The 24,151-nt window shown below is 68.9% G+C and carries 23 protein-coding genes; 11 read left to right on the top strand and 12 right to left on the bottom strand.

The window, feature by feature from the left end:
* Positions 1–122 precede the first annotated feature (122 nt).
* Positions 123–362, bottom strand: coding sequence for a DUF2630 family protein (locus AB4Z01_RS13130; RefSeq protein ID WP_441694256.1), 240 nt, complete (start codon positions 360–362; stop codon positions 123–125).
* A gap of 292 nt (positions 363–654) precedes the next feature.
* Between AB4Z01_RS13130 and AB4Z01_RS13125 the strand changes: the two genes are divergently transcribed.
* The 6 genes from AB4Z01_RS13125 (at position 655) to AB4Z01_RS13100 (ending at position 7,336) form a co-directional block, all read left to right on the top strand.
* Positions 655–1,974: an ABC transporter substrate-binding protein gene (locus AB4Z01_RS13125; protein ID WP_441694254.1), complete on the top strand. Its 1,320-nt coding sequence runs from the start codon at positions 655–657 to the stop codon at positions 1,972–1,974.
* A gap of 217 nt (positions 1,975–2,191) precedes the next feature.
* Positions 2,192–3,073 carry a carbohydrate ABC transporter permease gene (locus AB4Z01_RS13120; protein ID WP_441694252.1) on the top strand — a complete coding sequence of 294 codons (882 nt, stop codon included), beginning with the start codon at positions 2,192–2,194 and terminating at the stop codon, positions 3,071–3,073.
* A 3-nt stretch (positions 3,074–3,076) separates the two neighbouring features.
* Positions 3,077–3,901 (top strand): carbohydrate ABC transporter permease, encoded by an 825-nt coding sequence (locus tag AB4Z01_RS13115; protein ID WP_441694250.1) that lies wholly within the window; start codon positions 3,077–3,079, stop codon positions 3,899–3,901.
* A gap of 2 nt (positions 3,902–3,903) precedes the next feature.
* The gene (locus AB4Z01_RS13110) at positions 3,904–5,511 is read left to right on the top strand and encodes a GMC family oxidoreductase (protein ID WP_441694248.1); all 1,608 of its coding nucleotides are present in this window, start codon (positions 3,904–3,906) and stop codon (positions 5,509–5,511) included.
* A 17-nt stretch (positions 5,512–5,528) separates the two neighbouring features.
* Positions 5,529–6,284: an SDR family NAD(P)-dependent oxidoreductase gene (locus tag AB4Z01_RS13105; RefSeq protein WP_441694247.1), complete on the top strand. Its 756-nt coding sequence runs from the start codon at positions 5,529–5,531 to the stop codon at positions 6,282–6,284.
* 182 nt (positions 6,285–6,466) lie between these two features.
* Positions 6,467–7,336 carry an endonuclease III domain-containing protein gene (locus AB4Z01_RS13100; RefSeq protein WP_441694246.1) on the top strand — a complete coding sequence of 290 codons (870 nt, stop codon included), beginning with the start codon at positions 6,467–6,469 and terminating at the stop codon, positions 7,334–7,336.
* Here the strand turns inward: AB4Z01_RS13100 and AB4Z01_RS13095 are convergent.
* Positions 7,303–8,361, bottom strand: a complete 1,059-nt coding sequence (locus AB4Z01_RS13095) for a citrate synthase/methylcitrate synthase (protein ID WP_441694244.1) — start codon at positions 8,359–8,361, stop codon at positions 7,303–7,305. The genes AB4Z01_RS13100 and AB4Z01_RS13095 overlap by 34 nt on opposite strands.
* 167 nt (positions 8,362–8,528) lie before the next feature.
* Between AB4Z01_RS13095 and AB4Z01_RS13090 the strand changes: the two genes are divergently transcribed.
* A complete protein-coding gene (locus AB4Z01_RS13090; protein ID WP_441694242.1) occupies positions 8,529–9,716 on the top strand; it encodes a citrate/2-methylcitrate synthase in 1,188 nt (395 codons plus the stop codon).
* Here the strand turns inward: AB4Z01_RS13090 and AB4Z01_RS13085 are convergent.
* Entirely contained in the window at positions 9,707–11,629 is a 1,923-nt protein-coding gene (locus tag AB4Z01_RS13085) for an adenylate/guanylate cyclase domain-containing protein (RefSeq protein ID WP_441694241.1), read from the bottom strand. The two genes, AB4Z01_RS13090 and AB4Z01_RS13085, sit on opposite strands and share 10 nt — an antisense overlap.
* Before the next feature lie 176 nt (positions 11,630–11,805).
* On the opposite strand from AB4Z01_RS13085, the gene AB4Z01_RS13080 reads away from it, so the two are divergent.
* A complete protein-coding gene (locus AB4Z01_RS13080) occupies positions 11,806–13,044 on the top strand; it encodes an MFS transporter (RefSeq protein ID WP_441694240.1) in 1,239 nt (412 codons plus the stop codon).
* Positions 13,045–13,259: 215 nt separating this feature from the next.
* On the opposite strand, the gene AB4Z01_RS13075 is transcribed toward AB4Z01_RS13080, so the two are convergent.
* Both AB4Z01_RS13075 and AB4Z01_RS13070 read right to left on the bottom strand, forming a co-directional pair.
* Entirely contained in the window at positions 13,260–13,970 is a 711-nt protein-coding gene (locus tag AB4Z01_RS13075; protein WP_441694238.1) for a sigma-70 family RNA polymerase sigma factor, read from the bottom strand.
* Positions 13,971–13,988: 18 nt separating this feature from the next.
* Positions 13,989–14,228, bottom strand: a complete 240-nt coding sequence (locus AB4Z01_RS13070) for a NepR family anti-sigma factor (protein ID WP_441694236.1) — start codon at positions 14,226–14,228, stop codon at positions 13,989–13,991.
* Between the two features lie 195 nt (positions 14,229–14,423).
* On the opposite strand from AB4Z01_RS13070, the gene AB4Z01_RS13065 reads away from it, so the two are divergent.
* Together AB4Z01_RS13065 and AB4Z01_RS13060 are read left to right on the top strand one after the other, a co-directional pair.
* Positions 14,424–15,221: a response regulator gene (locus AB4Z01_RS13065; protein WP_441694234.1), complete on the top strand. Its 798-nt coding sequence runs from the start codon at positions 14,424–14,426 to the stop codon at positions 15,219–15,221.
* A gap of 33 nt (positions 15,222–15,254) precedes the next feature.
* Positions 15,255–16,463: a sensor histidine kinase gene (locus AB4Z01_RS13060; protein ID WP_441694232.1), complete on the top strand. Its 1,209-nt coding sequence runs from the start codon at positions 15,255–15,257 to the stop codon at positions 16,461–16,463.
* Between the two features lie 248 nt (positions 16,464–16,711).
* On the opposite strand, the gene AB4Z01_RS13055 is transcribed toward AB4Z01_RS13060, so the two are convergent.
* A complete protein-coding gene (locus AB4Z01_RS13055) occupies positions 16,712–17,200 on the bottom strand; it encodes an Lrp/AsnC family transcriptional regulator (RefSeq protein WP_441694231.1) in 489 nt (162 codons plus the stop codon).
* Positions 17,201–17,447: 247 nt separating this feature from the next.
* On the opposite strand from AB4Z01_RS13055, the gene AB4Z01_RS13050 reads away from it, so the two are divergent.
* Positions 17,448–17,909 (top strand): cysteine dioxygenase, encoded by a 462-nt coding sequence (locus AB4Z01_RS13050; protein ID WP_441694229.1) that lies wholly within the window; start codon positions 17,448–17,450, stop codon positions 17,907–17,909.
* A gap of 193 nt (positions 17,910–18,102) precedes the next feature.
* Here the strand turns inward: AB4Z01_RS13050 and AB4Z01_RS13045 are convergent, their stop codons facing one another.
* From AB4Z01_RS13045 to AB4Z01_RS13020, 6 genes are all read right to left on the bottom strand, one after another.
* Positions 18,103–19,818: a B12-binding domain-containing radical SAM protein gene (locus AB4Z01_RS13045; protein WP_441694228.1), complete on the bottom strand. Its 1,716-nt coding sequence runs from the start codon at positions 19,816–19,818 to the stop codon at positions 18,103–18,105.
* Positions 19,819–20,022: 204 nt separating this feature from the next.
* Positions 20,023–20,985 (bottom strand): isopenicillin N synthase family dioxygenase, encoded by a 963-nt coding sequence (locus tag AB4Z01_RS13040; RefSeq protein WP_441694226.1) that lies wholly within the window; start codon positions 20,983–20,985, stop codon positions 20,023–20,025.
* A gap of 1 nt (position 20,986) precedes the next feature.
* On the bottom strand, positions 20,987–21,811 hold the full coding sequence (locus tag AB4Z01_RS13035; RefSeq protein WP_441694224.1) for an amino acid ABC transporter ATP-binding protein: 825 nt from the start codon (positions 21,809–21,811) through the stop codon (positions 20,987–20,989).
* Positions 21,808–22,476: an amino acid ABC transporter permease gene (locus AB4Z01_RS13030; protein WP_441694222.1), complete on the bottom strand. Its 669-nt coding sequence runs from the start codon at positions 22,474–22,476 to the stop codon at positions 21,808–21,810. Before AB4Z01_RS13030 ends, AB4Z01_RS13035 begins: the two co-directional genes overlap by 4 nt.
* Positions 22,473–23,126 (bottom strand): amino acid ABC transporter permease, encoded by a 654-nt coding sequence (locus AB4Z01_RS13025; RefSeq protein ID WP_441694220.1) that lies wholly within the window; start codon positions 23,124–23,126, stop codon positions 22,473–22,475. The genes AB4Z01_RS13030 and AB4Z01_RS13025 overlap by 4 nt, the downstream gene beginning before the upstream one ends.
* Positions 23,127–23,149: 23 nt before the next feature.
* Positions 23,150–23,977 (bottom strand): transporter substrate-binding domain-containing protein, encoded by an 828-nt coding sequence (locus AB4Z01_RS13020; protein ID WP_441694219.1) that lies wholly within the window; start codon positions 23,975–23,977, stop codon positions 23,150–23,152.
* Positions 23,978–24,151: the final 174 nt, after the last annotated feature.

Raw genomic sequence — 24,151 nt, 5'->3', positions numbered from 1 at the left:
CTGCGGCGACCGTCCGGGGCGCGACCGCCGGCAGCGCGCCCAGCAGCAGCCAGGCGGCCAGGATCCATCGCCGCATCGGGTTCTCCTTCAGCCTTCGTCGCGCCCCCTGTTCGTCGCGGCCCCTACTCGTCGCGATAGGTGCGGACGATGCCGGCGGGGCGGAGATGGGCATCGTCGGGGTCCTGGCCGAATTCGCGGCGGGCGCGGCGCTGGCGCAGCAGGTCCCAGGCGCGGTCGAGCTCGATCTCGATCTCCTTCAGCCGCTTCAGCTCGGGATCGCTCGGCTGGCCGCCGGCCCACAGCCGCTCCTCCTCCGCCACCAGCTTCTCGATCCGGTTCAGCACGGATTGGTCGGTCGTCACGGCTCGGTGTCTCCCCTCGGTCTCTCTTGACTCGAGAGTAGCGCAAAGCGCGGGCCGTGACAGGGGCGCGCGACGGCTCGCCGCTGTTCGCCGCCGCAGCCGCCGCGCCCGCACCTCCGCGCTTGACTTCGGCTGGCTGCGGCATGAACATCTGTTCATTGGTCGAGCAGAATCACACCCTGTCCGATCGACCGTCAGGCGCCGCCGCCCGAAACGGCGTAGGCTTCCGGCCGGAAGAGAGCGAGACCGCGGACAGACGCGGCTTTGGAGGAACAACCCGAGGAGGCCCACCATGCCCTGGAAGATGTGCAAGGCCCTGGCCGGCGCCGGCGCGCTGGCGCTGCTGCTGTCGTCCGCTTCGGCGATGGCGCAGCAGAAGCTGACCATCGCCACGGTCAACAACGCCGACATGATCATCATGCAGCGCCTGTCGAAGGACTTCGAGAAGGAGAGCGGCATCGCCCTGAACTGGGTGGTGCTGGAGGAGAACGTGCTGCGCCAGCGCGTCACCACCGACATCGCCACCAATGGCGGCCAGTTCGACGTGCTGACCATCGGCACCTATGAGGTGCCGATCTGGGCCGGCCAGGATTGGCTGCTGCCGATGGACAACCTGCCGGCCGACTATGCGCTGGACGACGTGCTGAAGCCGGTGCGCGACGGGCTTTCGCATGACGGCAAGCTGTATGCCCTACCGTTCTATGCCGAAAGCTCGATGACCTTCTACCGCAAGGACCTGTTCGAGAAGGCCGGGCTGAAGATGCCCGACCAGCCGACCTACGACCAGATCAAGGAATTCGCGGCCAAGCTGCACGACCCGTCGCACGAGATCTACGGCATGTGCCTGCGCGGCAAGCCGGGCTGGGGCGAGAACATGGCCTTCGTCGGCCCGCTGGTGAACACCTATGGCGGCCGCTGGTTCGACGAGAAGTGGAACCCGACGATCGACACGCCGGCCTGGCACGAGGCCATCACCTATTATGTCGACCTGCTGAAGAACTACGGCCCCCCGGGCGCGCCGTCGAACGGCCACAACGAGAACCGGGCGCTGTTCGCCAGCGGCAAATGCGCGATGTGGATCGACGCCACCTCGGCCGCCGGCTACCTGTACAACCCGAAGGACTCGACGGTGGCCGACAAGGTCGCCTTCGCCCAGGCGCCGATCGCCAAGTCGCCGAAGGGCAACCACTGGCTGTGGTCCTGGGCCCTGGCCGTGCCGAAGTCGACCAAGGCGCCGGACGCCGCCAAGAAGTTCATCGCCTGGGCCACGTCCAAGCCCTATATCGAGGCGGTGGCGAAGAGCGACGGCTGGACCGTGGTCCCGCCCGGCACCCGCAGCTCGACCTACGCCAACCCCGAATACCAGAAGGCCGCGCCCTTCGCGTCCTTCGTGCTGAAGGCGATCGAGACCGCGGACCCGAACGACGCCACGGTCGAGAAGGTGCCCTATACCGGGGTGCAGTTCGTCGGCATCCCGGAGTTCCAGGCCATCGGCACCGAGGTCGGCCAGCAGATCGCCGCCGCCCTCGCCGGCTCGGTCACTGTCGACGCGGCGCTGAAATCCGCGCAGGACGCGGCGGATCGGGCGGTGACCCAGGGCGGGTACAAGTAGGGCTGACCTGTCCTCCACCCGGAGACCTCGGGTCTCCGGGGCCTCCCTTCCCCCGCCGTCATTCCCGCGAAAGCGGGAATCTCCCGCCGGTTCTTCCGTCACGAGATCCCCGCTTTCGCGGGGATGACGGGGAAGGATTGGGCGGCGGGGAGGATCGGGCTGAGACTTCCCGCCCCCCGCGCCCGTCGCGCTTCCGCGCAAGGAAAGGATGCATGCCATGGCCGCCATCGCCTCGACCCGGCGCAAGGCGACGCTGCTGCTCGCCCCCTCGGTCACGGTCCTGGCCCTCTGGGCCTTCGTGCCGCTGGCGGCGACGATCTATTTCTCGACCCTGCGCTGGAACCTGATGAATCCGGCGCGGCGCGGCTTCGTCGGCCTGGGCAACTACACCTACCTGCTGAGCGACCCGGCGTTCTGGGACGCGATCCAGAACACGCTGATCCTGGTCGGCGCCGTGCTGGCGATCACCGTGGTGCTGGGCACCCTGATCGCGCTGCTGCTGGACCAGCCCTTCGCCGGCCGCGGCATCGTCCGCGTGCTGGTGATCGCGCCGTTCTTCGTCATGCCGACGGTCAGCGCCCTGGTGTGGAAGAACATGATGCTGCACCCGGTCTCCGGCGTGCTGACCTGGGTGGCGCGCTCGGTCGGGCTGGAGCCGATCGACTGGCTGAGCCAGGCGCCGCTGGCCGCGATCATCATCATCGTCGCCTGGCAGTGGCTGCCCTTCGCCGTGCTGATCCTGCTGACCGCGCTGCAGTCGCTGGACCATGAGCAGCGCGAGGCGGCGCGGATCGACGGCGCCGGGCCGATCGCGATGTTCTTCTACATCGTGCTGCCGCATCTGATGCACGCCATCGGAGTGGTCATCATGGTGCAGACCATCTTCCTGCTGGCGATCTTCGCCGAGATCCTGGTCACCACCAATGGCGGGCCGGGCACGGCCAGCACCAACCTGACCTACCTCGTCTACCGGAACGGCCTGCAGCAGTTCAATGTCGGCAGCGCCTCGGCCGGCGGCGTGGTCGCCGTGATCCTGGCCAACATCGTCGCCTTCTTCCTGGTGCGCGCCCTGGCCCGCACCCTGCGCAAGGGGGCTTGAGTCATGGCGCAACGCAGCATGCGGCAGACCGTCGGCGTCACCATCCTGGGCTGGGCGGTCGGGCTGGTCCTGTTCTTCCCGATCGGCTGGATGGTCCTGACCAGCTTCAAGACCGAGATCGAGGCCTTCGCCACCCCGCCGTCGATCTTCTTCACCCCGACGCTGGAGAACTACGTCGCGGTCAATTCGCGCATCGACTATGTCCACTACGCCCTGAACTCGGTCTACATCGCCTTCGGGTCGACCCTGCTGTGCCTGATCATCGGCGGCATGGCGGCCTATTCGATGGCCTTCTTCCCGACCAAGCGGACCGAAGGCACGCTGCTGTGGATGCTGTCGACCAAGATGATGCCCGCGGTCGGCGTGCTGGTGCCGATGTATATGGGCTTCCGCGATGTCGGCCTGCTGAACACGGTCACCGGCATGGTGCTGCTGATGACCCTGGTCAACCTGCCGATCGTGGTGTGGATGCTGTACACCTACTTCCGCGACTATCCGAAGGAGATCCTGGAGGCGGCGCGGGTGGACGGCGCCGGGTCGTGGCAGGAGATGCTGTACATCCTGCTGCCCACCACCCTGCCCGGCATCGTCTCGACCTCGCTGCTGACCATCATCCTGAGCTGGAACGAGGCGTTCTGGAGCATCAACCTGACCGGGCCGGATTCCGGGCCGCTGACCGCCTTCATCGCCTCCTTCTCCAGCCCGGAGGGGCTGTTCTGGGCCAAGCTCTCCGCCGCCTCGACGCTGGCGATCGCGCCGATCCTGGTGCTGGGCTGGCTGTCGCAGCGCCAGCTGGTGCGCGGCCTGACCTTCGGCGCTGTGAAGTAGCCGTGGCCGATAGCTACGACTTCATCATCGTCGGCGGCGGCAGCGCCGGGTGCGTCGTCGCCAGCCGGCTGGTGACCGAGCGGCGGGCCCGGGTGCTGCTGCTGGAGGCCGGGGGGCGGCGCGGCAGCCGCCTGCTGGACATGCCGGCCGGCTACATGAAGTTCCTGAACCAGGACACCTATCTGACCCTGAACCAGACCGTGCCGCAGGAACAGCTGGGCGGCCGCGCGCCGATCATCCCGACCGGCAAGCTGCTGGGCGGCGGCAGCGCGGTCAACGCCATGGTCTATATGCGCGGCCGGCCGCAGGACTACGACAGCTGGGATGCCGAGCTCGGCGGCAATTCCGGCTGGGGCTGGGCCGACCTCCTGCCCTATTTCGTCAAGCAGGAGGGCAACGACCATCTCGGCGCCCCGTTCCACGGCACCGACGGGCCGCTGAAGGTCTCGCATCTCGGCCAGCACTGCGCCATGAGCCGCGCCTTCGTCCAGGCGCTGCAGGGCATGGGCGTGCCGTACCGGCCGGATTTCAACGGCGGCGAGCAGGCCGGCGTCGGCTTCATGCAGCACACCATCGACGCCGTGACACGCACCCGCTGCAGCGCCGTCGCCGCCTTCCTCGGCCCGGTGCTGCGCGACCCGAAGCTGACGGTCGAGACCGGCGCCGTCGTCACCCGCATCCTGGTCGAGCGCGGCCGCGCCACCGGCGTCGACTACATCAAGGACGGGCAGAGCCGCCGCGCCGGCGGGGCCGAGGTGATCCTGGCCGCCGGCGCCTATGCCTCGCCCAAGCTGCTGATGCTCAGCGGCATCGGCCCGGCCGCGGCCCTGGGCCGGCACGGCATCAAGGTCAAGTCCGACCTGGCCGGCGTCGGCGCCAACCTGCAGGACCATCACGAGGTGCCGGTGGTGGCCGCCACCAACGGCGCCTATGGCTATTTCGGCCAGGACCGCGGCCTGCCGATGGTCAAGGCCGGGCTGCAATACCTGATGTTCAAGACCGGGCCGGTGACCACGACCGGGGTCGAGGCCTGCGCCTTCATCGACCCGGATGGCGACGACCAGAGCGACCCGAAGCTGCAGCTGTACTGCGTGCCCACCGTCTATCTCGACCGCGACGTCACCGGCGTGGCGCCGACCGACGGGGTGACGCTGAACGCCTGCCTGATGCGGCCGCGGGCGCGCGGGTCGGTGGCGCTGCGCTCGGCCGACCCGGCCGACCCGCCGCTGATCGACTGCGCCTTCTTCGGCGACCCGGAGGATCTGCGCCTGTCGGTGGCCGGCCTGCGCTACGCCCGCCGGGTGCTGGCCGCCGACCCGGTGCGGCGGATGGTGACCGGCGAGATCTTCCCCGGCGACGCCGCCACCAGCGACGACGAGCTGGCGGCGCATTGCCGGCGCACGGTCAAGACCAACTACCACCCGGTCGGCACCTGCCGCATGGGGCCGGAGGGCGACCCGATGGCGGTGGTCGACCGTGCGCTCAATGTCCGCGGGGTGGAGCGGCTGCGCGTCATCGACGCCTCGATCCTGCCGCGGGTGACCAGCGGCAACACCAACGCCCCGGTGCTGGCGGTGGCCGACCGGGCGGTCGATCTGATTCCGAACTAGTTCCGATGGAGAGGACCATGTACCGCGAGAAATTCGACCTTTCCGGCCGCGTGGCGGTGGTGACCGGCGGCGGCCGCGGCATCGGCCGGGCCACCTGCGAGGCGCTGGCCGAGGCCGGCGCCAAGGTGGTGGTGGCCGAGATCCTGGCGGATATCGGCGCCGACACCGCCAAGGCCGTGGGCGGCGAGTTCATCAAGCTGGACGTCACCGACCCCGACGCCGTGACCAAGGCGGCCGACGACGTCCGGGCCCGGCTCGGCCGGGTCGACGTGCTGGTCAACAACGCCGGCATGGCCCGCAACAGCGATGCGCTGGAGACCAGCGACGAGGAATGGCGCAAGGTCATGGACCTGAACGTCAACGCCGTCTTCTGGTGCGCCCGCGCCTTCGGCAAGCACATGGTGGCGGCCAAGAGCGGCAGCGTGGTCAATATCGGGTCGATGTCCGGCATCATCGTCAACAAGCCGCAGGGCCAGGCGCATTACAACGCCAGCAAGGCCGCGGTGCACCTGCTGACCAAGTCGCTGGCCTGCGAATGGGCGCCGCACGGGGTGCGGGTCAACGCCATCGCCCCCGGCTACATCGCCACCGACATGACCCTGGCCGGCCGCACCAAGAAGGAATGGTACGACCAGTGGATCGAGATGACCCCGATGGGCCGCTGCGGCGAGCCCTGGGAGATCGCCGCCACCGCCCTGTTCCTGGCGGCCGACGCCTCCGGCTTCTTCACCGGCGCGATCCTGGGGCCGGATGGCGGGTACACGGCCTGGTGAGGACGGTCTGACGAGGGACTGGCGGAACCTCTCACCGTCATTGCGAGGAGGCGAAGCCGACGAAGCAATCCAGGGGCCACGCCAAGCAGCCCTGGATTGCTTCGCTGCGCTCGCAATGACGGCAAGGGAATCGACTCGCTCTCGTTCCCAATTTGTTCTAGCCTCCAGGCATGGTCGATGCCATGCCCGCCCGCCTGATCCGGATCGATGCCGCCTTGGCTGACGCCTTCGGGCCGCCGCCGCGGTGGCTGTATCCGGACCCGGTCGAGGTGCTGGTGCTGGCGCTGCTGTCCGCGCGCACCCGGGACGAGGTGGCGCTGGCCGCCCATCGGGTGCTGCGGGTGCGCTTCCCGCGGTGGGAAGACTTGCTCAAGGCCGATCCGGCGGTGGTCGAGCGGCTGATCGGGCGCACCACCTGGCCGGACAGGAAGACGCTCCATCTGCAGGAGGCGCTGCGGGCGCTGCAGACCGCGCGCGGCCGGCTGGAGCTCGACTTCCTGGCCGGGCTCGGCGTCGTCGAGGCCACCGCCTGGCTGCGGACTCTGCCGGGCGTCGGGCCGAAGACCGCGTCCTGCGTGCTGCTGTTCAGCCGGCTGCGGCGGCGCGCTTTGCCGGTCTCGACCGGCCATCACCGCATCGCCAAGCGGCTCGGCCTGATCTCGCGCCGCGCCGGCGCCGAGGCGGCGCATGAGCCGCTGCTGGCAATGCTGCCGCCGGGCTGGGACAACGACCGGATCGAGCGGCACCACTGGYTGGTCAAGCGCCTGGGCCACGACCATTGCACCGACCGGCGGCCACGCTGCGGCAGCTGCCCGGTGCGGGAGCTGTGCCCGAGCCGTGGCCGCATCCTGCCGGCACCGGAGCACCGAATCCGCCAGCTGCCCCTGCCCTTCCCGGGACCCGAGACCGTCCGGGCGATCCGGCCCCGGCCGGTCTGGCCGCAACGCCCGGCGCGGCCGGAGCCGGCTCGCCCTGTCGCAGCGGCGGGCGCCGCGACCGGTACGAGCGGCGGGGATCCCTATGCCGCCAGGCTGGGCGCCGGGCCGACATAGCGGCTGTCGGGCCGCAGCAGCCGGCCGGTCTGCTCCTGCTCCAGGATATGGGCGGTCCAGCCGGCGACGCGGCCGATGGCGAAGGCCGGGGTGAACAGCGACCGGTCGAGCCCGACCGCGTCGAGCACCAGGGCGGTGTAGAACTCGACATTGATGTCGAGCGGCCGGTCCGGCTTGTGCTTGTGCAGCGCCGCCAGGGCCGCCTTCTCCACCGCCTCGGCCAAGGCGATGCGCGGGCTGGACAGGCGCGCGACCACCGATTTCAGCACGTCGGCGCGCGGGTCGCGGGTGCGGTAGATGCGGTGGCCGAAGCCCATCAGCCGGCGGCCGGCCACCAGCTCGGCCTCGATCCAGCCGGGCGCGGCCTGGGCGGTGCCGATGGCGTCGAGCATGTCCAGCACCGGCCCCGGGGCGCCGCCATGCAGCGGGCCCTTGAGGGCGCAGAGCGCGGCGGTGACCGAGGCCACCGTGCCGGCCAGGGTCGAGGCCACCACCCGGGCGGCGAAGGTCGAAGCGTTCAGGCCGTGGTCTGACACGGTGACGAGATAGGCGTCGAGCGCCCGGGCCAGCGCCGGGTCGGCCGGCCTGTCCGCCAGCATGCGCAGCAGGTCGGCGGCATGGCCGGCCTTCGGGTCGGGCGCGACCGGGGCCTTACCCTGGGCCTGGCGCACCAGCGCCGCCAGGAACACCGGCATCGCCGCGACGAGGCCGAGCGGCGTGCCATCCTGATCATCGGCCAGGCCGGCGATCATCGCCCGCAGCCCGTCGATCGGGGGCAACCCCGCGGCGCCCGGCAGCAACCGTGACACGTGGCGGAAGGCGGCGGTACGAGCGGCGCCGAGCCGGGGCTTGAGATCGGCGGTATCGGCGAAGCCGTCCCACAGCAGCGCCAGCACGCCTTCGAAATCGAGCGTCCGCGCCGCCTCCTCAATCGGCAGGCCGCGGATCACCAGCACGCCGCGCTGCCCGTCCACCAGGCTCATCACCGTCTCGGCGGCGACGATGCCATCCAGTCCTGTCGTCATCTCGATCTCCTTCTTCGCAGGTGCACAAAAGGTCGAGCCGAGAGGATAGGTTGTCAATCTTGATAGATGCGATCAATATATAGACTTTGGAGTGAGAGGATCATGAACGGGCAGGTCAACTTCAAGAGTCGGGGCCGGCGCACGACCGACGGCCGCCCTGCACTCCCATGATCCAGGAACCCACCCTGTCGGCGAGCGAGGCGGCGGCGGAGCTGGGGGTCAGCCTGGCGACGCTGTACGCCTATGTCAGCCGCGGCATGGTCCGCTCGATCGCCGAGCCCGGCCGCCGCCAGCGCCGCTATGCCGCCGCCGATATCCGCCGCCTGGCCCGCAAATCCGAGCCCGAGACGGCCCCGCCGCCGTTGTATTGGGGCCAGCCGGTACTGGAATCGGCGATCACCCTGGTGGCCGGCGGGCGGCTCTATTACCGCGGCCGCGACGCGGTGCGGCTGGCCGAGAGCGCGACGCTGGAAAGCGTCGCCGGGCTGCTCTGGACCATCGCCGCCGACGATCCCTTCGCCGCGCCGGTGGCGCCGCTGCCGCCGGTCGCCGCACGCATCGCCGCAGAGGCGGCCAACCTGCCGCCGCTCGAGCGGGCCATGGCGGTGCTACCGGCGCTGGGGGTCGAAGACGACCGCGCCCTCGCCCGCTCCGCCGCCGGGCTGCAGCGCACCGGCGTGCGCCTCTTGCGCTGGCTGACCGCCATGATGCTGCGGCGCCCCGCTTCGGCGGCGCCGGCGCATGAGGATCTGGCCGAGGCCTGGGGGGCACCAGGGCCCGGCGCCGACCTGCTGCGCCGGGCTCTGGTGCTGTGCGCCGACCACGAGCTGACCGCCTCGACCTTCGCCGCCCGCATCGCCGCTTCGACCGGCGCCTCGCCGCACGCCGCAGTGGCCGCCGGCCTGGCGGCGCTGAACGGCCCGCTGCATGGCGGCCTGAGTGCCCGCACCGGCACCTTCCTGGAGTTGGTGCTGGGCGCCGCCGACGCCCGCCGCCTGGTGGTGGAACGGCTGCAGCATGGCGAGGACCTGCCCGGCTTCGGACATACCCTTTATCCCGCCGGCGATCCGCGCGGCCAGCACCTGCTGGACCGCATCGTCGCCACCCTGCCGGACGGGCCGGAGCTGGCGGTCGCCCGCACCCTGGTCGAGACCGTGTTCGACCTGACCGGCGAGCGCCCGACCATGGATTTCGCCCTGGTGCTGGCGGCCCGGCTGATCGGCCTGCCGCCGGAGGCGCCACTGGCGGTCTTCGCCCTCGGCCGCAGCGTCGGCTGGATGGCGCATGTGATGGAGCAGTATGCCGCGGCCCGGCTGATCCGTCCCCGGGCCCGCTATGTCGGCCCTCAACCCTGAGGGTCCGCCTCCTCGCGCAGCCCGACCAGGCTGTAGATCGGCACCGGCTCGCGGGCGCCGCGCGGCACCTCGTTGCCGACGAAGCGGAACTCGAACCCCTCGCCCGCCTCCTGCCGCACCGCCTCGCTGACCAGGATCCTGGTGCCGTGGATCTTGTTCAGCACCTCGAGCCGCGCCGCCACATTTACCGTGTGGCCGAGCGCCGTGTAGTTCATCCGGTCGATCGAGCCGACATTGCCGACCACGGCCTCGCCGGTGTGCAGCCCGAATCGGGTCGGCATCGGCAGGCGGCCCTCGGCCTCGAACTCGGCGTTCAGCCGGTCGATCCGCGCCGCGGCCCTGAGGGCACCGAAGCAGGCCAGCCGGACATGATCGGGCTGATCCTCCGGCGCGTTCCAGAACGCCATGACGCTGTCGCCGATGTACTTGTCGATGGTGGCGCCACCGGCGATCAGCTCCTCCCCCAGCGCGCCGAAATAGCGCGAGGTGCGCTCCATCAGCTCCTCCGGCGCCAGCCCCTCGGCCAGGGCGGTGAAGCCGTAGATGTCGGAGAACAGCACGGTCACCGGCTGGCGCCGCCCGCCCAGCTCGGGCACCAGCGTCCGGCCGAGGATGCCGCGGACGATCTGGCCCGGGACATAGGCGGCGAAGCTGCGCAGGGTGAGGCCGAGCACGTCGATGGCCGAGGACAGTGACCGGATTTCCTCGATCCGCGATTGGGCCTGACCGCCGCCGTGGAAGTCGAAGCGCATGATCCGGCCGAGATCCCCGGTCACCCGGCGCAGCGGCCGGGCCAGGGCCCGCGAAGCGGCCAGGACGATGCCGAGCGCCAGGATGGTGGCGCCGACGCCGATCAGGAGCGAGATGAGCCGGATTCGGTCGGCCGGTCCGACCACCAGATCGTAGGGATAGGCAATGCCGAGCACCACGTCGGGCATGTTGGCGGCGATGAGCTCGAAGCGTTCCAGATAGGCTTCGTCCCCGAGCTGGCCGGTGAAGTTCCGCCCGGTGCCGACCGACTGGAAGCTGCGGTAGAGCTCGGCCAGAATCGGCGATCCCAGCTCTGTCAGCAGCGGCAGATGCTCTGCCCGTGCCTCCCGGAATTCGGTGCGGAACCGGACGCCGTCGGGATGGGCGATCAGCTCTCCGGACCGGCTGAACACCACCAGATCGAGACCATGCTCCCGGCGCAGATCGGCCAGGGTCTGGTCGACGCTCGCCAGGCCGATATCGATCCCGAACACGACGTCGCCGGCCAGCCGGGACCTCCGCGCCAGGGTCAGGCCCACCTGGTTCATATTGGCGAAGCGATAGGGCTCGGTGACGATCGCCTCGGTCGCGGCGAAGGCCTGTTGATACCAGGGCCGGGTGCGGGGATCGAAATCGGTCGCCGTCGTCTGCGGCTCGCCGATCGGATGCCCCGTGGCATCGGTCACCACCCAGCGCGCGGTCGCGCCGTTCGCGTGGCGGTCGACGAATTGCAGCACATAGGTCGCCCCCGGCAGCGCCGCGGCCTTCATCTCCGGCAATCGCGCCGTGGCCAGCGACTGCGCCAGGACGAAGCGGCCATCGTTCCAGGCGACGAAGAAGGACGTGGCTGCCGGCAGCACCGTCTCCAGGTCGCGCAGGGTGCCGCCCATCACCACGCCCAGATGGTCCTCCGGTACGTCGGTCTCGACCGTCAGCGTGGATGTGTCCAGCACCACCTCGGCCAGGTTCAGGCCACCCCTGAAGTCATCCCGGACCCGGTCGACCACCTGGTCGAAGCGGGCGCTGGCATCGGCCCGGACGAGTTGCCTCACCTCGCCATTGTTGTACCAGATCAGGCCGCCGGCGATCGCCAGGACGATGACGGCGAACACCGCCGCCACCACGACCTGCAGCTTCCACGGCCCGAATCCGGTTGCAGCCACCCCCCGCATGCCCCCTCCCAGGGTTGTGCCCGGCCACCCTAGCCCGACGGCGTGCCGGCCGGAACCCGTCCGATCGGGCCATGCTGGACAAATCGGGGCTGCCCTTCGATCACGCCGTTTGACACGTCTCGCCGGGCCGCGCTTGGCTGCAAAAAACGCCCGACGACGCCTGGATCATGACCGCCCTCTACCTGCCCGTCGCCGCCATCATCCTCGGCATCTCCGTCCTGCAGATCGCCAACGGCATCCTGGTCACCATCCTGCCGATCTCGCTGACCCAGGCCGGCTATTCGATCCAGGCCTTCAGCGCGGTGGCGACAGCGCATTCGCTGAGCTTCCTGCTGGGCTGCGTGCTGTCGACCCGGATCATCGGCGCGGTCGGGCACATCCGCGCCTTCGCCGCCTATGCCGCCGCCACCTCGGTGACGGCGCTGAGCTTCACCCTTGCCCCCGACCCGGCCTGGTGGATGGCGCTGCGCCTGGTCACCGGCTTCTGCTCCGCCGGGCTGTTCACCGTGGCCGAGAGCTGGCTGAACGAGATGACGCCGAACGCCCATCGCGGCCGGGTGTTCTCGGTCTACACCATCGTCCAGAAGGTGGCGCTGGTCGGCGGCCAGTTCGTGCTGCTGGTCACCGGCGGCCCGGTGGTGCTGGGGCTGTTCATGATCGCCTCGGCCTTCTATTCGATGTCGCTGATCCCGGTGGCGATGACCCGGGCGCCGACCCCGTCGATCGCCGCCATCCGCACCCTGCCGCTGCGTCAGCTGTACCGGATCGCCCCGGCCGCGGTGATCGGCTGCGTCTCCAGCGGGCTGATCAACAGCGCCGTCGCCTCGATCGGACCGATCTGGGGGCTGCAGGTCGGGCTCGGCGTCGGCCTGGCCGGCGCCATCCCGGCCATGTCGCAGGTCGGCAACCTGCTGGCGCAATGGCCGCTGGGCCGGCTGTCCGACCGGATCGACCGGCGCAGCGTCATGCTGGGCGCCAGCGTCGTCACCATCCTGGTGTCGCTGGCGCTGGCCCTGGCGCGGCCGGACTCCGACTGGCTGCTGGCGGTGCTGTTCGGCCTGTGGGGCGCGGCCTCGATCTCGACCTACGGCATCTGCGTCGCCCATGCCAACGACCTGGCGCCGCGCGGCACGGCAGTGGCGCTGTCGAGCAGCCTGCTCCTGTGCTGGGGGGTCGGCGCCTGCGCCGGGCCGCTGGTGGCATCGACCGTGATGGGCTGGGTGGGGCCGCAGGGGCTGTTCCTGCACGGCGCCGCCATCGCCACCGTCACCGCAATCTTCACCGCCTGGCGCATGACCCGCCGCCAGGCCCTGCCGGCGGAGGCGCGCGAGCCCTTCGTCAACCGCCCGGCAACCAGCCCGATCGTCGGCGAGATGACCGCGCGCGAGTCGAAGACGGCAGGCTGATACCGGCAGGGCTCATCAAAGGGCCGTCATTGCGAGCGAAGCGAAGCAATCCAGGGCCGCTCGCACAGGCCCCTGGATTGCTTCGTCGGCTTCGCTGCGCTCGCAATGACAGCTTTCTTGCAAAGGAGGCCAATCACGGGCTCGTACGCCAGAAACGGATCGGGCGGCCCGGAGGCCGCCCGCTTTACCGCAACAAGGCTACTTCGCGACGACCGCTACGCCGTCCGCCGCGACGCGGGCTGCACGGCGAGACGAGGGGCTGTCATTTTCGCCGGCGCCGCGGCGGCTCCGCGTCCGCGCCGCTCGCCTGCGAAGTCGCCTCGTCTCGCCAATCCTCGCCCCGAGCTGAGCAGCCTCGACAGCTCGCGCCGGGCCCGGGACAGGCGGCTCTTCACCGTGCCGACGGCGCAGTTGCAGATCTCCGCCGCCTCCTCGTAGCTGAAGCCCGAGGCCCCGACCATCAGCAGGATCTCGCGCTGGTCGGGCGTCAGCATCATCAGCGCCCGGCGGAAATCCTGGAACTCCAGCTTCGAATCCTGTGACGGCGGCACCCAGAGGAGGTCGAGATCGACCCCGTCCTTCGGCTCGGCCACGAACTTCCGGCGTCGCAGCTGGTTGACGTACTGGTTGCGCAGAATCGTGAAGATCCAGGCCCGGAAGTTGGTACCCGGCGTGAACTGAGTCTCGGCCCGGAGCGCGCGAAGGATCGCGTCCTGGACCAGATCATCGGCGCGATCCGCATCACCGCTGAGCGAACGCGCGAAGGCCCGCAGATGCGGGATCGCCTTGGTCAGCTCAGCGTGAAAGTCGAATGGCACATTCCCCTCCTTGTTGACGCCGACGGCTGTGCCGGCCACGCGGGATCGATGGTGGTGCGGTCCGAACTGTCGGCACCGAATAAGGCAGAAATTCGGCCCTTCCGCCATGCGCCCGGCTTGTTTCGGTCAGCGATCCTTGTCCTCCTTCGGCTTGTCGGTGCTGTTGGCACCGTCCTCGAGCATCTTCATCAGGTCGTCCGGCAACGGCTCCTCCAGCACCGGATCGTACAGCGATCGGAGCTGCTGCGAGAGCCAGTTGTCGAATTGCGGCGGCCGCTTCAGGCGGTCCGGCCCCGGACGGCTGGGGTCGGTCGGCCGCGCCCCCGCTTCCCGCCTTCGCGTTTTCTCGCCGCGACGTCGATTCATCAACGCTCGATCCCGCTCTGCTTCGGCCATTGGTGGTACCCTACACTACCAATCCTCGACCAGGATGGAAGTTCCTGCGCCACCCCTTGCCTGCCGACCGGTTCTGCGGCATTGGAACGGATTGCGATCCGGGGCGACGGCCGTTAAGCATAACGCTGGACGGGCAAGCCCTTCCGTATTCGTAAGGTGGACGCGATGACCGGCACTTCGCAGGAGATTCTGAAGCACCTGCCCTACCTGCGGCGCTATGCCCGGGCCCTGGTCGGGTCGCAGGATCGGGGTGACCAATATATGCGGGTGTTCCTGGAGGCGATCCTGGCCGAGCCGCAGCGGATTCCGGCGGACGGCAACCTGCGGGTCCAGATCTTCGCTGTATTCCACGACGTCTGCACCCTGCTGCACGCCACCGACGACGAGGGCGCCGTGGCACCGCTGGAGGGGCTGGTGCCGGTCGAGGCCCGGCTGTCGCAGCTGACACCGACGCAGCGCCAGGTGCTGCTGCTGGTGTCGCTGGAAGGCTTCTCCTTCGAGGATGTCGGCTTCATCCTGCACCTGCCGGAAGCGGAAGTACGCGACCTGCTGGACTCCGCCCGCAAGGAGATGCAACGCCAGCACCCGGCCCGGATCCTGATCGTCGAGGACGAGCCGCTGATCGCCATGGACATCGCCCGCATCGTCGAGGAGATGGGCCACACCGTCTGCGGCACCGCCGCCGACCATGCCGCGGCGGTCGCCCTGGCGAAGCGCGAGTCGCCGCACATCGTGCTTGCCGACATCCAGCTCAAGGGCGGCGACAGCGGCATCGAGGCGGTGCAGGACATCCTTCGCGGCATCTCGGTGCCGGTGGTCTTCGTCACCGGCTTCCCCGAGCGCCTCCTGACCGGCGAGCGGCTGGAGCCGACCTTCGTCGTCACCAAGCCGTTCAAGTCCGAGGCCCTGGTCTCGGTGATCGGCCAGGCGCTGGCGATGCATCCGCCGCCCGCGCGGGCCTGACGCCGGATGGCGACCGGGTCGAGCGGCGGCGCCATGACCACCGCCCTGATCACCGCCATCGACACCCGCGAGGAGCGCGACGTGATCGCGGCCCGGCAGCGTGTCCGGCTGGTGGCGACCGAACTAGGCTTCGACGGCCGCGACCGGGTGCGCATCGTCGCCGCCGCCTCGGCCATGACCCGCAGCTTCCTGGCGCGCTTCGAGCAGGCCAACCTGTCGCTGCTGGTCACCGCCGGCCCGCCGATGGCGCTGGAGATCGTGCTGGCCGCGCCGCGCCGACCGCTGGGCCAGGGGCAGCCGCAGCGGCCGCGCCTGGACACCGCGGCGGTGCGGGCGCTGATGGATTCGGTCGAGCTGCGCCACGCCCGCGGCGTGGTCCGGCTGGTGATGCGCAAGGAGCTGCCGGCCAGCGCCGGCCGCGACCCGACCGCGCTGGCGCATCGGACCATGGCGGCACTGGCGGACGAAACCGGCGTTGATCCCTTCGAGGAGGTGCACCGCCAGACCGTGGAACAGATCGCCAGTCTGACCGAGCTGCGCCAGCGCGAGGAGCAGCTGATCGCCGCCAACGCCCAGCTGCGCGAAGTCGAGCGGGCGCTGCGTGCCAGCCTGGAGGAGAAGGACGTGCTGATGCGGGAGRTGCATCACCGCGTCAACAACAACCTGCAGATCATCTCCAGCCTGCTCAACCTGCAGGCCTCGCGCGCCACCGAGCCGGCAGTGCGGGAGGAGCTGGCAGTGGTCGGCCACCGCATCCAGTCGCTGAGCCTGGTGCATCAGAAGCTGTACCATTCCGACGACCTGTCGCACATCGACGCCGGCGGCTATGTCCAGGATCTGTGCGCCCATCTGCAATCCGCCTTCGCCGCCGGCACCGGCCCGGTGGCGCTGACGGTCGAGGCGCCGCACCAGCAGATCCCGCTGGACAATGCCATCCATCTCGGCCTGATCGTCAACGAGCTGGTGACCAACAGCCTGAAGCACGGCTTCCGCGACGGCCGCGGCGGGCATATCGCCGTGTCGCTGCAGCGCACCGACGACGACAGCCTGACCCTGACCATCGTCGATGACGGCCGGCCCGACGACGGCAGCCGGCGCGGCTTCGGCATGACCCTGGTCGAGGCCATGGTCCGCCGCCTTGATGGCATCCTGACCATCGACCGGAACGGCGGCACCCGCACCACCCTGACCGTGCCGGTGCCAAAGTCAGCCCCGCAAATTCGTTCCGAATCAGGGCTCTAGAAACAAAACTCACGTCACAAGATCAACTTCAGCCTCTATAGTATTGATGGCGAAATACAAGCCCAATTGTCTGGCAATTTCTGTGTGCAATCAAACACCTCGCGCCGATCCTTTAGAAAAACACTCCACACTTGCTGAATTTATGGTATAGTCCTCCGTGCAGTACCTTCTGCACCCTTCCGCTTCCTAACGACCTTAACCAAGCCGCGGTCCCCCGCGGCTTGTTTTTGCATGGATGCCGGCCGGACTCAGGTCGCGACGAAGGTCAACGGGATCTCGGTCGTCGACTTGATCTCCTCCATCGCGAACATGGAGGTGACGTCGGCCAGCTCGATGCGCGCGATGATCTTCCGGTACAGCGCGTCATAGCTGCCGATATCGGCGACATAGGCCTTGAGCAGGTAGTCGATTTCGCCGCTCATGCGATAGACGTCGAYGATCTCCGGCAGGTCGCGCACGGCGCCGCTGAAACGCTCRAGCCATTCGACCGTGTGCTGGTTCGTCCGCACGGCGATGAACACCGTCACGCCGACATTGAGGGCCGCCTTGTCGAGCAGCGCCACGCGCTTGCGGACGATGCCCGCCTGCTCCAGCTTCTGCACCCGGCGCCAGCACGGCGTGGCGGAGATGCCGGCCTTGGCCGCGAGATCGGCCAGCGCGATCGTCGCATCCGCCTGCAGCGCCTTCAGGATCCTGAGGTCGATCTCGTCGAGCTTGAGCGAGGACGACGAGGCCATGGCACGGGCTCCTTCCTGCGCGGCGCGCGGGCGGCATCGCCCCGAAAGCCGATCATGGAATCAGTTTCTACCAGAACGGCGAAACAGGAAAATCCATTTCCATCGACCGGACGATCTCCGGCAACAACGCAAGCTGCTTCCCGCCGGTCCGGCATACGCTGTTCCCATGTTTGGAGAGGCAGGCCGGACCATGAACCACGCCGTTGCAGCAGAAGCCTTCCGGTCCACCGCCGGGTGGAGAGGCACGATGCTGAAGACCCTGCCGGAGTTCGGCGGATCGCCGCAGGCGGTGCTGGAGCATGTCACGGCCCATCCCGAGCTCGTCCGCAATCTCGACCTGGAGCACAAGCCTGGCACATACGCCCGCACCCTGCTCTGGGGCGATGCCGCGTCGAGCGTCTGGGCCATCGTGTGGGACCGCGGCGCCCGGACGGCGATCCATGATCACCACTGCTCCTGCGCCTTCGGCATCGTGAGCGGCCGCCTGACCGAATTCCGCTTCCGGGCTTTGGACGAGGTGCGGGTGGCGAAGACCTGGGAGACCGTGCATCGGGCGGGCGACATCGTGTCCCTGGCGACGGCCCAGCCCAACATCCATCAGATGGTCAATGACAGCGGCACGATCGCGATCTCGCTGCACATCTACGGCTTCGATCCCCGCGTGCACGACTCCTCGGTCGACCGGGAATACGTGGCTGTGCGGGTCTGATCCCGGCGAGATCGGATCAGGTTCTTCCTTCTCCGTAAAGACCCGTCATTGCGAGGCGGCGAAGCCGACGAAGCAATCCAGGGGCCGCACGTAACGGCCCCTGGATTGCTTCGCTGCGCTCGCAATGACGGTCTTTTATGGGCTCGCTGGCATAAGGCCTTCCCGAACTACCGCGGCTGCGGCAGCCGGAGGATCAGCCTCCCACACCCGCCTGCAGCACCGGGGCGCCGTGGGTGTGGGGGATCTTGTCGGCGAAGACTTTGACGAAATCATCCACCGCATGGTCGGTCGCGAGCGGCCGCAGCGCCTCGTCCGTGTAAGCCGAAGCCGCCGGATCGGCCTGCACCCGCTTCATGATGACGCGATAGCGCCGGAGCAGGGTGAGCCACTGCGCGGCCACCTTGACGAACTCGACGGCGCGGCGGGGATAGAAGATCAGCGGGTTCTCGATCGGCAGGCCATGCCGCCGCTGGGTCCGCAGCTTGCGGCGGGCATAGCCGAACTGGAGCGGATGCACGCCCTCGATCCGCGACGCGCCGGAGAACACGGTGAGGATGTCGGCGATCTTCTTGAGGCTGAGGCCGCTGACCGCGGCCCGCCGCAGCACCGTCTCGACGTGGTCGTCGGTGTAATAGCGGGCCCAGGCATCACGGTAGACGCCGTTCCACTCCTCCTTCGACATCATCGCATGGCCGGTACAGACATGCTCGAGGTCGTATTTGTTCATGTCCGGGTCCATCGGCACCTGCTTGAGATACAGGTTCTTGTGGTCCTCCGACCCGGGCAGCGGCGTCAGGCAGAAGAATTCGAGGATGTCGATCGGCAGCTCGCGCTTGATGATCTCGATGTCGCGGGCGATGCTCTGCGGCGTGTCGGTCGGGAAGCCCAGGATATAGCCGGCCCAGGTCATCACCTTCTGGTTGCGCCAGGCCTGCAGCATCTCACGGTATTCCCAGATCTTGTTCTGGCGCTTCTTGGTGTTGAGCAGCGATTCCGGGTTGATGTTCTCGAGCCCGATGAAGACGGCGTTGCAGCCGGCGCGCGCCGCCTTCTCGATGAAGCCCGGGATGCGGTGGCACAGCGTGTCGACCTGCAGCACCAGGCGGATTCTGAAACGGTGCTGCTCGCGCAGCTCGATCAGCCGGTCGAGGATCGGCTCCCAGTTGCGATTACGGGCGAAATTGTCGTCGGTGACGAAGAAGCGCGTGACGCCCTGCGCCTGATTGGCGCGCACGATCGCCTCGACGTCGTCCGCGGTGCGGTAGCGCGACTTCCGCCCCTGTACGTTGATGATGGTGCAGAACGAGCATTGGAACGGGCAGCCGCGCCCCGCATCGAAGCTGGTGTAGTGGCCGGCGATCCGCTGCACCACGTCGCGCGGCAGGATCGGCAGCGTCGCCGCCGCCATCTCGGGCATGTCGGAGAGATAGTTGTAGATCGGCTTGAGCTGACCGGCAGCGATGTCCTGCAGCAGGGCGCCGAGGCGACCCTCGCCCTCGCCCGCATACAGGCTGATGCCGAGGTCGAGCGCCTCCTGCAGGTCGGGCGGCAGCTCCGGCAGCATCGAGATGCAGCCGCTGACATGGAAGCCGCCGATCACCACCGTCAGGCCGGACGCGCGGAACCGGCGCGCGAGATCGAGCGCGCGCGGGTACTGGTTCGACTGCACCCCGACCAGCGCCACGAAACCGGCCCCCGCCTCCTGGATGCGGCGCGTGATCGCGGCGACATCGACGACGGTGTTGCACTCGTCATAAGCCTCGATGGCGATGTCGACATCCGGCCCGAGCACCCGCTCCGCGGCGCACTCCGTCAGCAATCCGTGCACGCTGGCGAGGCTGTTGGACGGGATGGTCGAGCGCCGCCATTGGATGACATAGCCGTCGTCGTCGTAATGCGACGGCTTCACCAGAACGATCCGAAACGCTCTCGCCCCCATGACGCTTACCCCACTCGTTGGTGGTAGCGGATTATCGCTGCTCTGGCGTTCGGCCGATCACGGCCCCCCGATCACATCCGGACGCCACTCAATTCATGCACCGCAATTCTGTGATTCAAGCACGATCACCATGAGTCTGTCACAGCAATTCGGTCCAGAGCGTAATGTCGGACATCAAGACTTTTGCCGGTATTTGAAGGAATCGTTGATCCGGCCGACGATGTAGTCGCCGGCGGAGACCGGCGGATAGTGCGGTTCCTCTCCCGGCCCCAGGTTCAGGTCCAGCGGGTCGACCGAGGCGGTGTAGGTCGGGTCGTAGAAGGTGGCGATCGACAGGCGCTTGCGGCCGCTGCGGTTCACCACCCGGTGCGGGGTCGAGGCGAAGCGGTCGTTCGACCAGCGGGCCAGCAGGTCGCCGACATTGATCACGAAAGTTCCGTCGACCGGCACGGCGTCGATCCACTGCCCGTCCTTGCGCTGGACCTCGAGCCCCCCGGTCTGGTCCTGCCACAGCAGGGTGATGCAGCCATAGTCGGTGTGCGGCGCGACGCCGAACTGCTCGGCGCCCAGATCGGCCGGCTGCGGCGGGTAGAACACCGCCTGGGTGCGCTGCATGCGCTTGGTGTAGCGCTCGGCGAAGAAGTCCGGGGCGATGCCGAGGCTGAGGGCCACCGCCCGCAGCAGATGGGCGCCGCAGACCCCGATCGCCTCGTAGTAGCGGTAGAAGTCGCGCTGCACCTCCGGCATGAAGGACGGCCAGTTGTTCGGCCCGCGCAGCGCCTGGCCGGCCAGCACGTCGGGGTCGTCCTCAGGCAGCTCCAGCCCGGTCGAGAAGAACTCCTTGTAGTCGGGCTTCTTCGCCCCGTACATCAGCGCCCCGCCGATCTCGTGGAAGCCGCGGTGGCGCTGGTTGACCTTGACCTGGCGCTTGGTCTCGACCGGCAGGTCGAAGAAGCGCCGCATGGTGGCGACCGCCGCGTCGATCACGTCCTGCTTCACGCCGTGGTTGCGGATGTAGAAGAAGCCGACTTGCGTGCAGGCGGCGTGGATCTGCTGCGCCGCCTCTGCAGTGCCCGCCGGGTCGCCGGCGACCACGGGTGCGAAGTCGACGATCGGAAGGCCCAGCGTCTCGCTCATCTCATCCTCCCACTGCTTCGGTTTCGGCCGGCGCATCCTGCCAGAAGGCGTTGCGCCGCCGGTAATTGTCCAGGAACTGGCGGATCCGGGGATGCCCGTCCTCGAGGAAGATCTGCCGCGGCGGCCCCTTGGCCAGGATCCGCCCCTCGTCGACGAACACGACGGAGGTCGCGACCTGGGCGGCGAAGCCCATCTCATGCGTGACCACCACCATGGTCATGCCGTCGCGGGCCAGGGCGCGCATCACTTCCAGCACCTCGCCGACCAGCTCCGGGTCGAGCGAGGAGGTCGGCTCGTCGAACAGCATGATCTCCGGCTCCATCGCCAGCGCCCGGGCGATCGCCACGCGCTGCTGCTGGCCGCCGGACAGCTGCGACGGGTAGGAGCCGCCCTTGCCGGCCAGCCCGACCCGGTCGAGCGCGGCCTGGGCCTTGCGCTGCGCCTCGGCCCGCGGCAGCCGGCGGACCCGGACCAGCGCCTCGGCGACATTGCCGAGCGCGGTCATGTGCGGCCACAGGTTGAACTGCTGGAACACCATGCCGACATTGCGCCGCGCCTTGCGGATCCCGGCCTCGCCCATGCGCCGGCGCTTTCCATCCTTGCCGGTGACGAAGCCGATCGGCTCACCGTCGATGCGGATCTCGCCGGCATCGTGCTCCTCGAGGAAGACCATGCAGCGCAGCAGCGTGCTCTTGCCCGAGCCGGWGGGGCCGACGATGCAGACGACCTCGGACTGGTCGATCTCGAGATCGACGCCCTTGAGCACCCGGGTCGCGCCGAACTGCTTGGTGACGCCGCTGAGCTGGATCAGGGCCCGCTGGGTCATGACGCCGGCACCAGGAAGCGGCCGACCCGGCGCTCGGCCCAGCGGCCGAAGCCGGCGGCGACCTCGACCAGGCCCCAATAGATCAGCGCCAGGGCCAGCGTCGTCTCGACGAAGGCGAAGGTCTCGGCGCCGATGCCGCGGATGACGAAGGTCAGCTCGGGAATGGTGACGATCGACAGAATCGCAGTCTCCTTGCTGAGCAGGATGACCATGTTGACCAGCGCCGGCAGGATCACCACCAGCATCTGCGGCAGCACGATCCGCATCAGGATAGTGGCGCGGCCCATGCCGAGGCAGGCGGCGGCCTCGACCTGGCCCTTCGGCACGGATTCAAAGCCGGCCCGGAAGATCTCGGCGAAATAAGCGCCGGCATAGAGGCCGAGGCCGAGCAGCCCGGCCCCGATCGGATCGAGCACGAGGCCGAAGCCGGGGCCGCCGTAATAGAGGATGAAGAGCTGCACCAGGAAGGGCGTGCCGCGGACGATTTCGATCACCACCCGCACCGCGGCGCGGACCACCCGGCCGAGGCCGCGCTGCATCAGCGCCAGGATGAAGCCGAGGACAAGGCCGATGACGACGCCCACGATCCAGGTGCCGAGGGTGACGCCGAGGCCGGACAGCACCTCGGGCCAGCGGTCCAGGATGACGGCGGGATCGAAGCTCATCGCCCGGCCCCCAGCCGCCGCTGCAGCCACAGGCCGAGGCCGGACAGGGCGAGGCACAGCACCAGGTACAGCACGCCGCCGGCGAGGTAGATCTCGAGCGGCCGGTAGCTGGTGGCGACGATGTTCTGGCTGACCCGGGTCAGCTCCGCCACCCCGACCACGGAGATCAGCGACGACGCCTTCAGGATCATGGTGCACTCATTGACCAGCGCCGGCATGGTCAGGCGCAGCGCCAGCGGCACCCGGATGCGCCACAGCACCTGGGTCGGACGGAAGCCGAGCAGCCGCGCCGCCTCCAGCTGCCCCCCGGGCACGCCGAGGAAGCCGCCGCGCAGGATCTCCGCCATATAGGCCGCGGTACACAGCGCCAGCGCCGCGATCGCCGCGACCAGCGGCGGCACGTCGATGCCGATGAAGGGCAGCAGGTAGAACACCAGCAGCAGTTGCACCAGCAGCGGCACGCCGCGGAAGAAGCTGACATACAGCGTGCCGGCCCGGCGCGGCCCGGCCCGGTGCGACAGCCGCAGCAGGCAGATGCCGACCGCGAGCAGGAAGCCGAGCCCGAGCGACACGGCCGAGACCCAGAGGGTCGTGCCCGCGCCCTTCAGCAGCAGCGGCAGGCTCTTCAGGATGACGGCCGTGCTGAACACCGGACCCTCTCAGGCAACCGGTCTCAGACGTTCGGGTCGGTCACCTGGGCGGGCACGTCCATCTCGACCCCGAACCACTTCTTCTGGATCGCGGCGAGGCGGCCATCGGCCTTCATCTTGGCGAGGGCGGCGTCGATCGCGTCGAGCAGCGGCGCGCTGTCGGCGTCCTTGCGGCCGAGATAGCCGAAATAGACCTTCTTGCCGAACGGCGGCATGACGACCTCGAAGGTCTCCGACCGCTGCTGCGCGACATAGGCGATGTTCGGCAGCGAGTTGCCGACGGCGACGATCCGGCCGGCCGCGAGATCGGCATAGGCCTGGTTGTTGTCGACATATTCGCGGACCTCGGCCTTGCCCGGCAGGGTCGCCACATAGGCCTTGAGCTGCTCGAGCTGCGACGAGGCCTTGCCGGCGCCGACCACCTTGCCAGCAATCTCCTCGGGCTTCGAGACGGAGGTGTCGCCGGCCCGCTTCAGCAGCGCGACCGAGGCGTCGGCGATCGGCGAGGTGAAGCGGTAGCGCTCCATCCGCGCCTTGGTGATCGTCACCGGCCCGGCGACGATCTGGAACTTGCCGGCCTCGAGCCCAGGCAGGACGCTGTCCCAGGGCAGGTCGACGAAGCTGATCTTGACCCCGAGTTCCTTGCCGATCTCGTCGAAGACCTCGACGTTCAGCCCCTTGTGCTCGCCATCCTCGGAGAAATCGAACGGCGCGAACTGCATCTCGGTGCCGATCACCAGCTCGCCGGACGACTTCACCTGAGCCAGCAGATCGGCCGCATGCCCTTGCGGCGCGGCGGCCAAGGTCCCCACGGCCATCAGGCCGGCAACGAACGCTCCCAGAACCCGCATCATATGCCTCCACATCCCTGTTCTTTGTCGACCGCAGGGCGTCGAGCGCCGCGCGGCTCTTGCGGTTCTTAGACTTCGCCCTCCCCGGAGACAACCGCGCGGTCCGTGCCGCCACGGTTTCGGCAACGGTGTCCGCACCTGTATAGACATGTCAAGTGGCGGCTTTCCCCCGGT

The sequence above is a fragment of the Inquilinus sp. YAF38 genome (assembly GCF_052113205.1).
Classification (GTDB): Bacteria; Pseudomonadota; Alphaproteobacteria; order DSM-16000; family Inquilinaceae; genus Inquilinus.
The sequence above is the reverse complement of the archived record's forward strand: the minus strand, read 5'-3'. Positions and strand labels throughout refer to the sequence as shown.

Bases quoted from the DNA above. Each gene is read 5' to 3' on its own strand.
- AB4Z01_RS13125 (WP_441694254.1), top strand. From the start codon at position 655: ATGCCCTGGAAGATGTGCAAGGCCCTGGCCGGCGCCGGCGCGCTGGCG.
- AB4Z01_RS13120 (WP_441694252.1), top strand. From the start codon at position 2,192: ATGGCCGCCATCGCCTCGACCCGGCGCAAGGCGACGCTGCTGCTCGCC.
- AB4Z01_RS13115 (WP_441694250.1), top strand. From the start codon at position 3,077: ATGGCGCAACGCAGCATGCGGCAGACCGTCGGCGTCACCATCCTGGGC.
- AB4Z01_RS13105 (WP_441694247.1), top strand. From the start codon at position 5,529: ATGTACCGCGAGAAATTCGACCTTTCCGGCCGCGTGGCGGTGGTGACC.
- AB4Z01_RS13095 (WP_441694244.1), bottom strand. From the start codon at position 8,361: ATGACGACAGGACTGGATGGCATCGTCGCCGCCGAGACGGTGATGAGC.
- AB4Z01_RS13090 (WP_441694242.1), top strand. From the start codon at position 8,529: ATGATCCAGGAACCCACCCTGTCGGCGAGCGAGGCGGCGGCGGAGCTG.
- AB4Z01_RS13080 (WP_441694240.1), top strand. From the start codon at position 11,806: ATGACCGCCCTCTACCTGCCCGTCGCCGCCATCATCCTCGGCATCTCC.
- AB4Z01_RS13075 (WP_441694238.1), bottom strand. From the start codon at position 13,970: ATGGCGGAAGGGCCGAATTTCTGCCTTATTCGGTGCCGACAGTTCGGA.
- AB4Z01_RS13070 (WP_441694236.1), bottom strand. From the start codon at position 14,228: ATGAATCGACGTCGCGGCGAGAAAACGCGAAGGCGGGAAGCGGGGGCG.
- AB4Z01_RS13065 (WP_441694234.1), top strand. From the start codon at position 14,424: ATGACCGGCACTTCGCAGGAGATTCTGAAGCACCTGCCCTACCTGCGG.
- AB4Z01_RS13050 (WP_441694229.1), top strand. From the start codon at position 17,448: ATGCTGAAGACCCTGCCGGAGTTCGGCGGATCGCCGCAGGCGGTGCTG.
- AB4Z01_RS13040 (WP_441694226.1), bottom strand. From the start codon at position 20,985: ATGAGCGAGACGCTGGGCCTTCCGATCGTCGACTTCGCACCCGTGGTC.
- AB4Z01_RS13030 (WP_441694222.1), bottom strand. From the start codon at position 22,476: ATGAGCTTCGATCCCGCCGTCATCCTGGACCGCTGGCCCGAGGTGCTG.
- AB4Z01_RS13020 (WP_441694219.1), bottom strand. From the start codon at position 23,977: ATGCGGGTTCTGGGAGCGTTCGTTGCCGGCCTGATGGCCGTGGGGACC.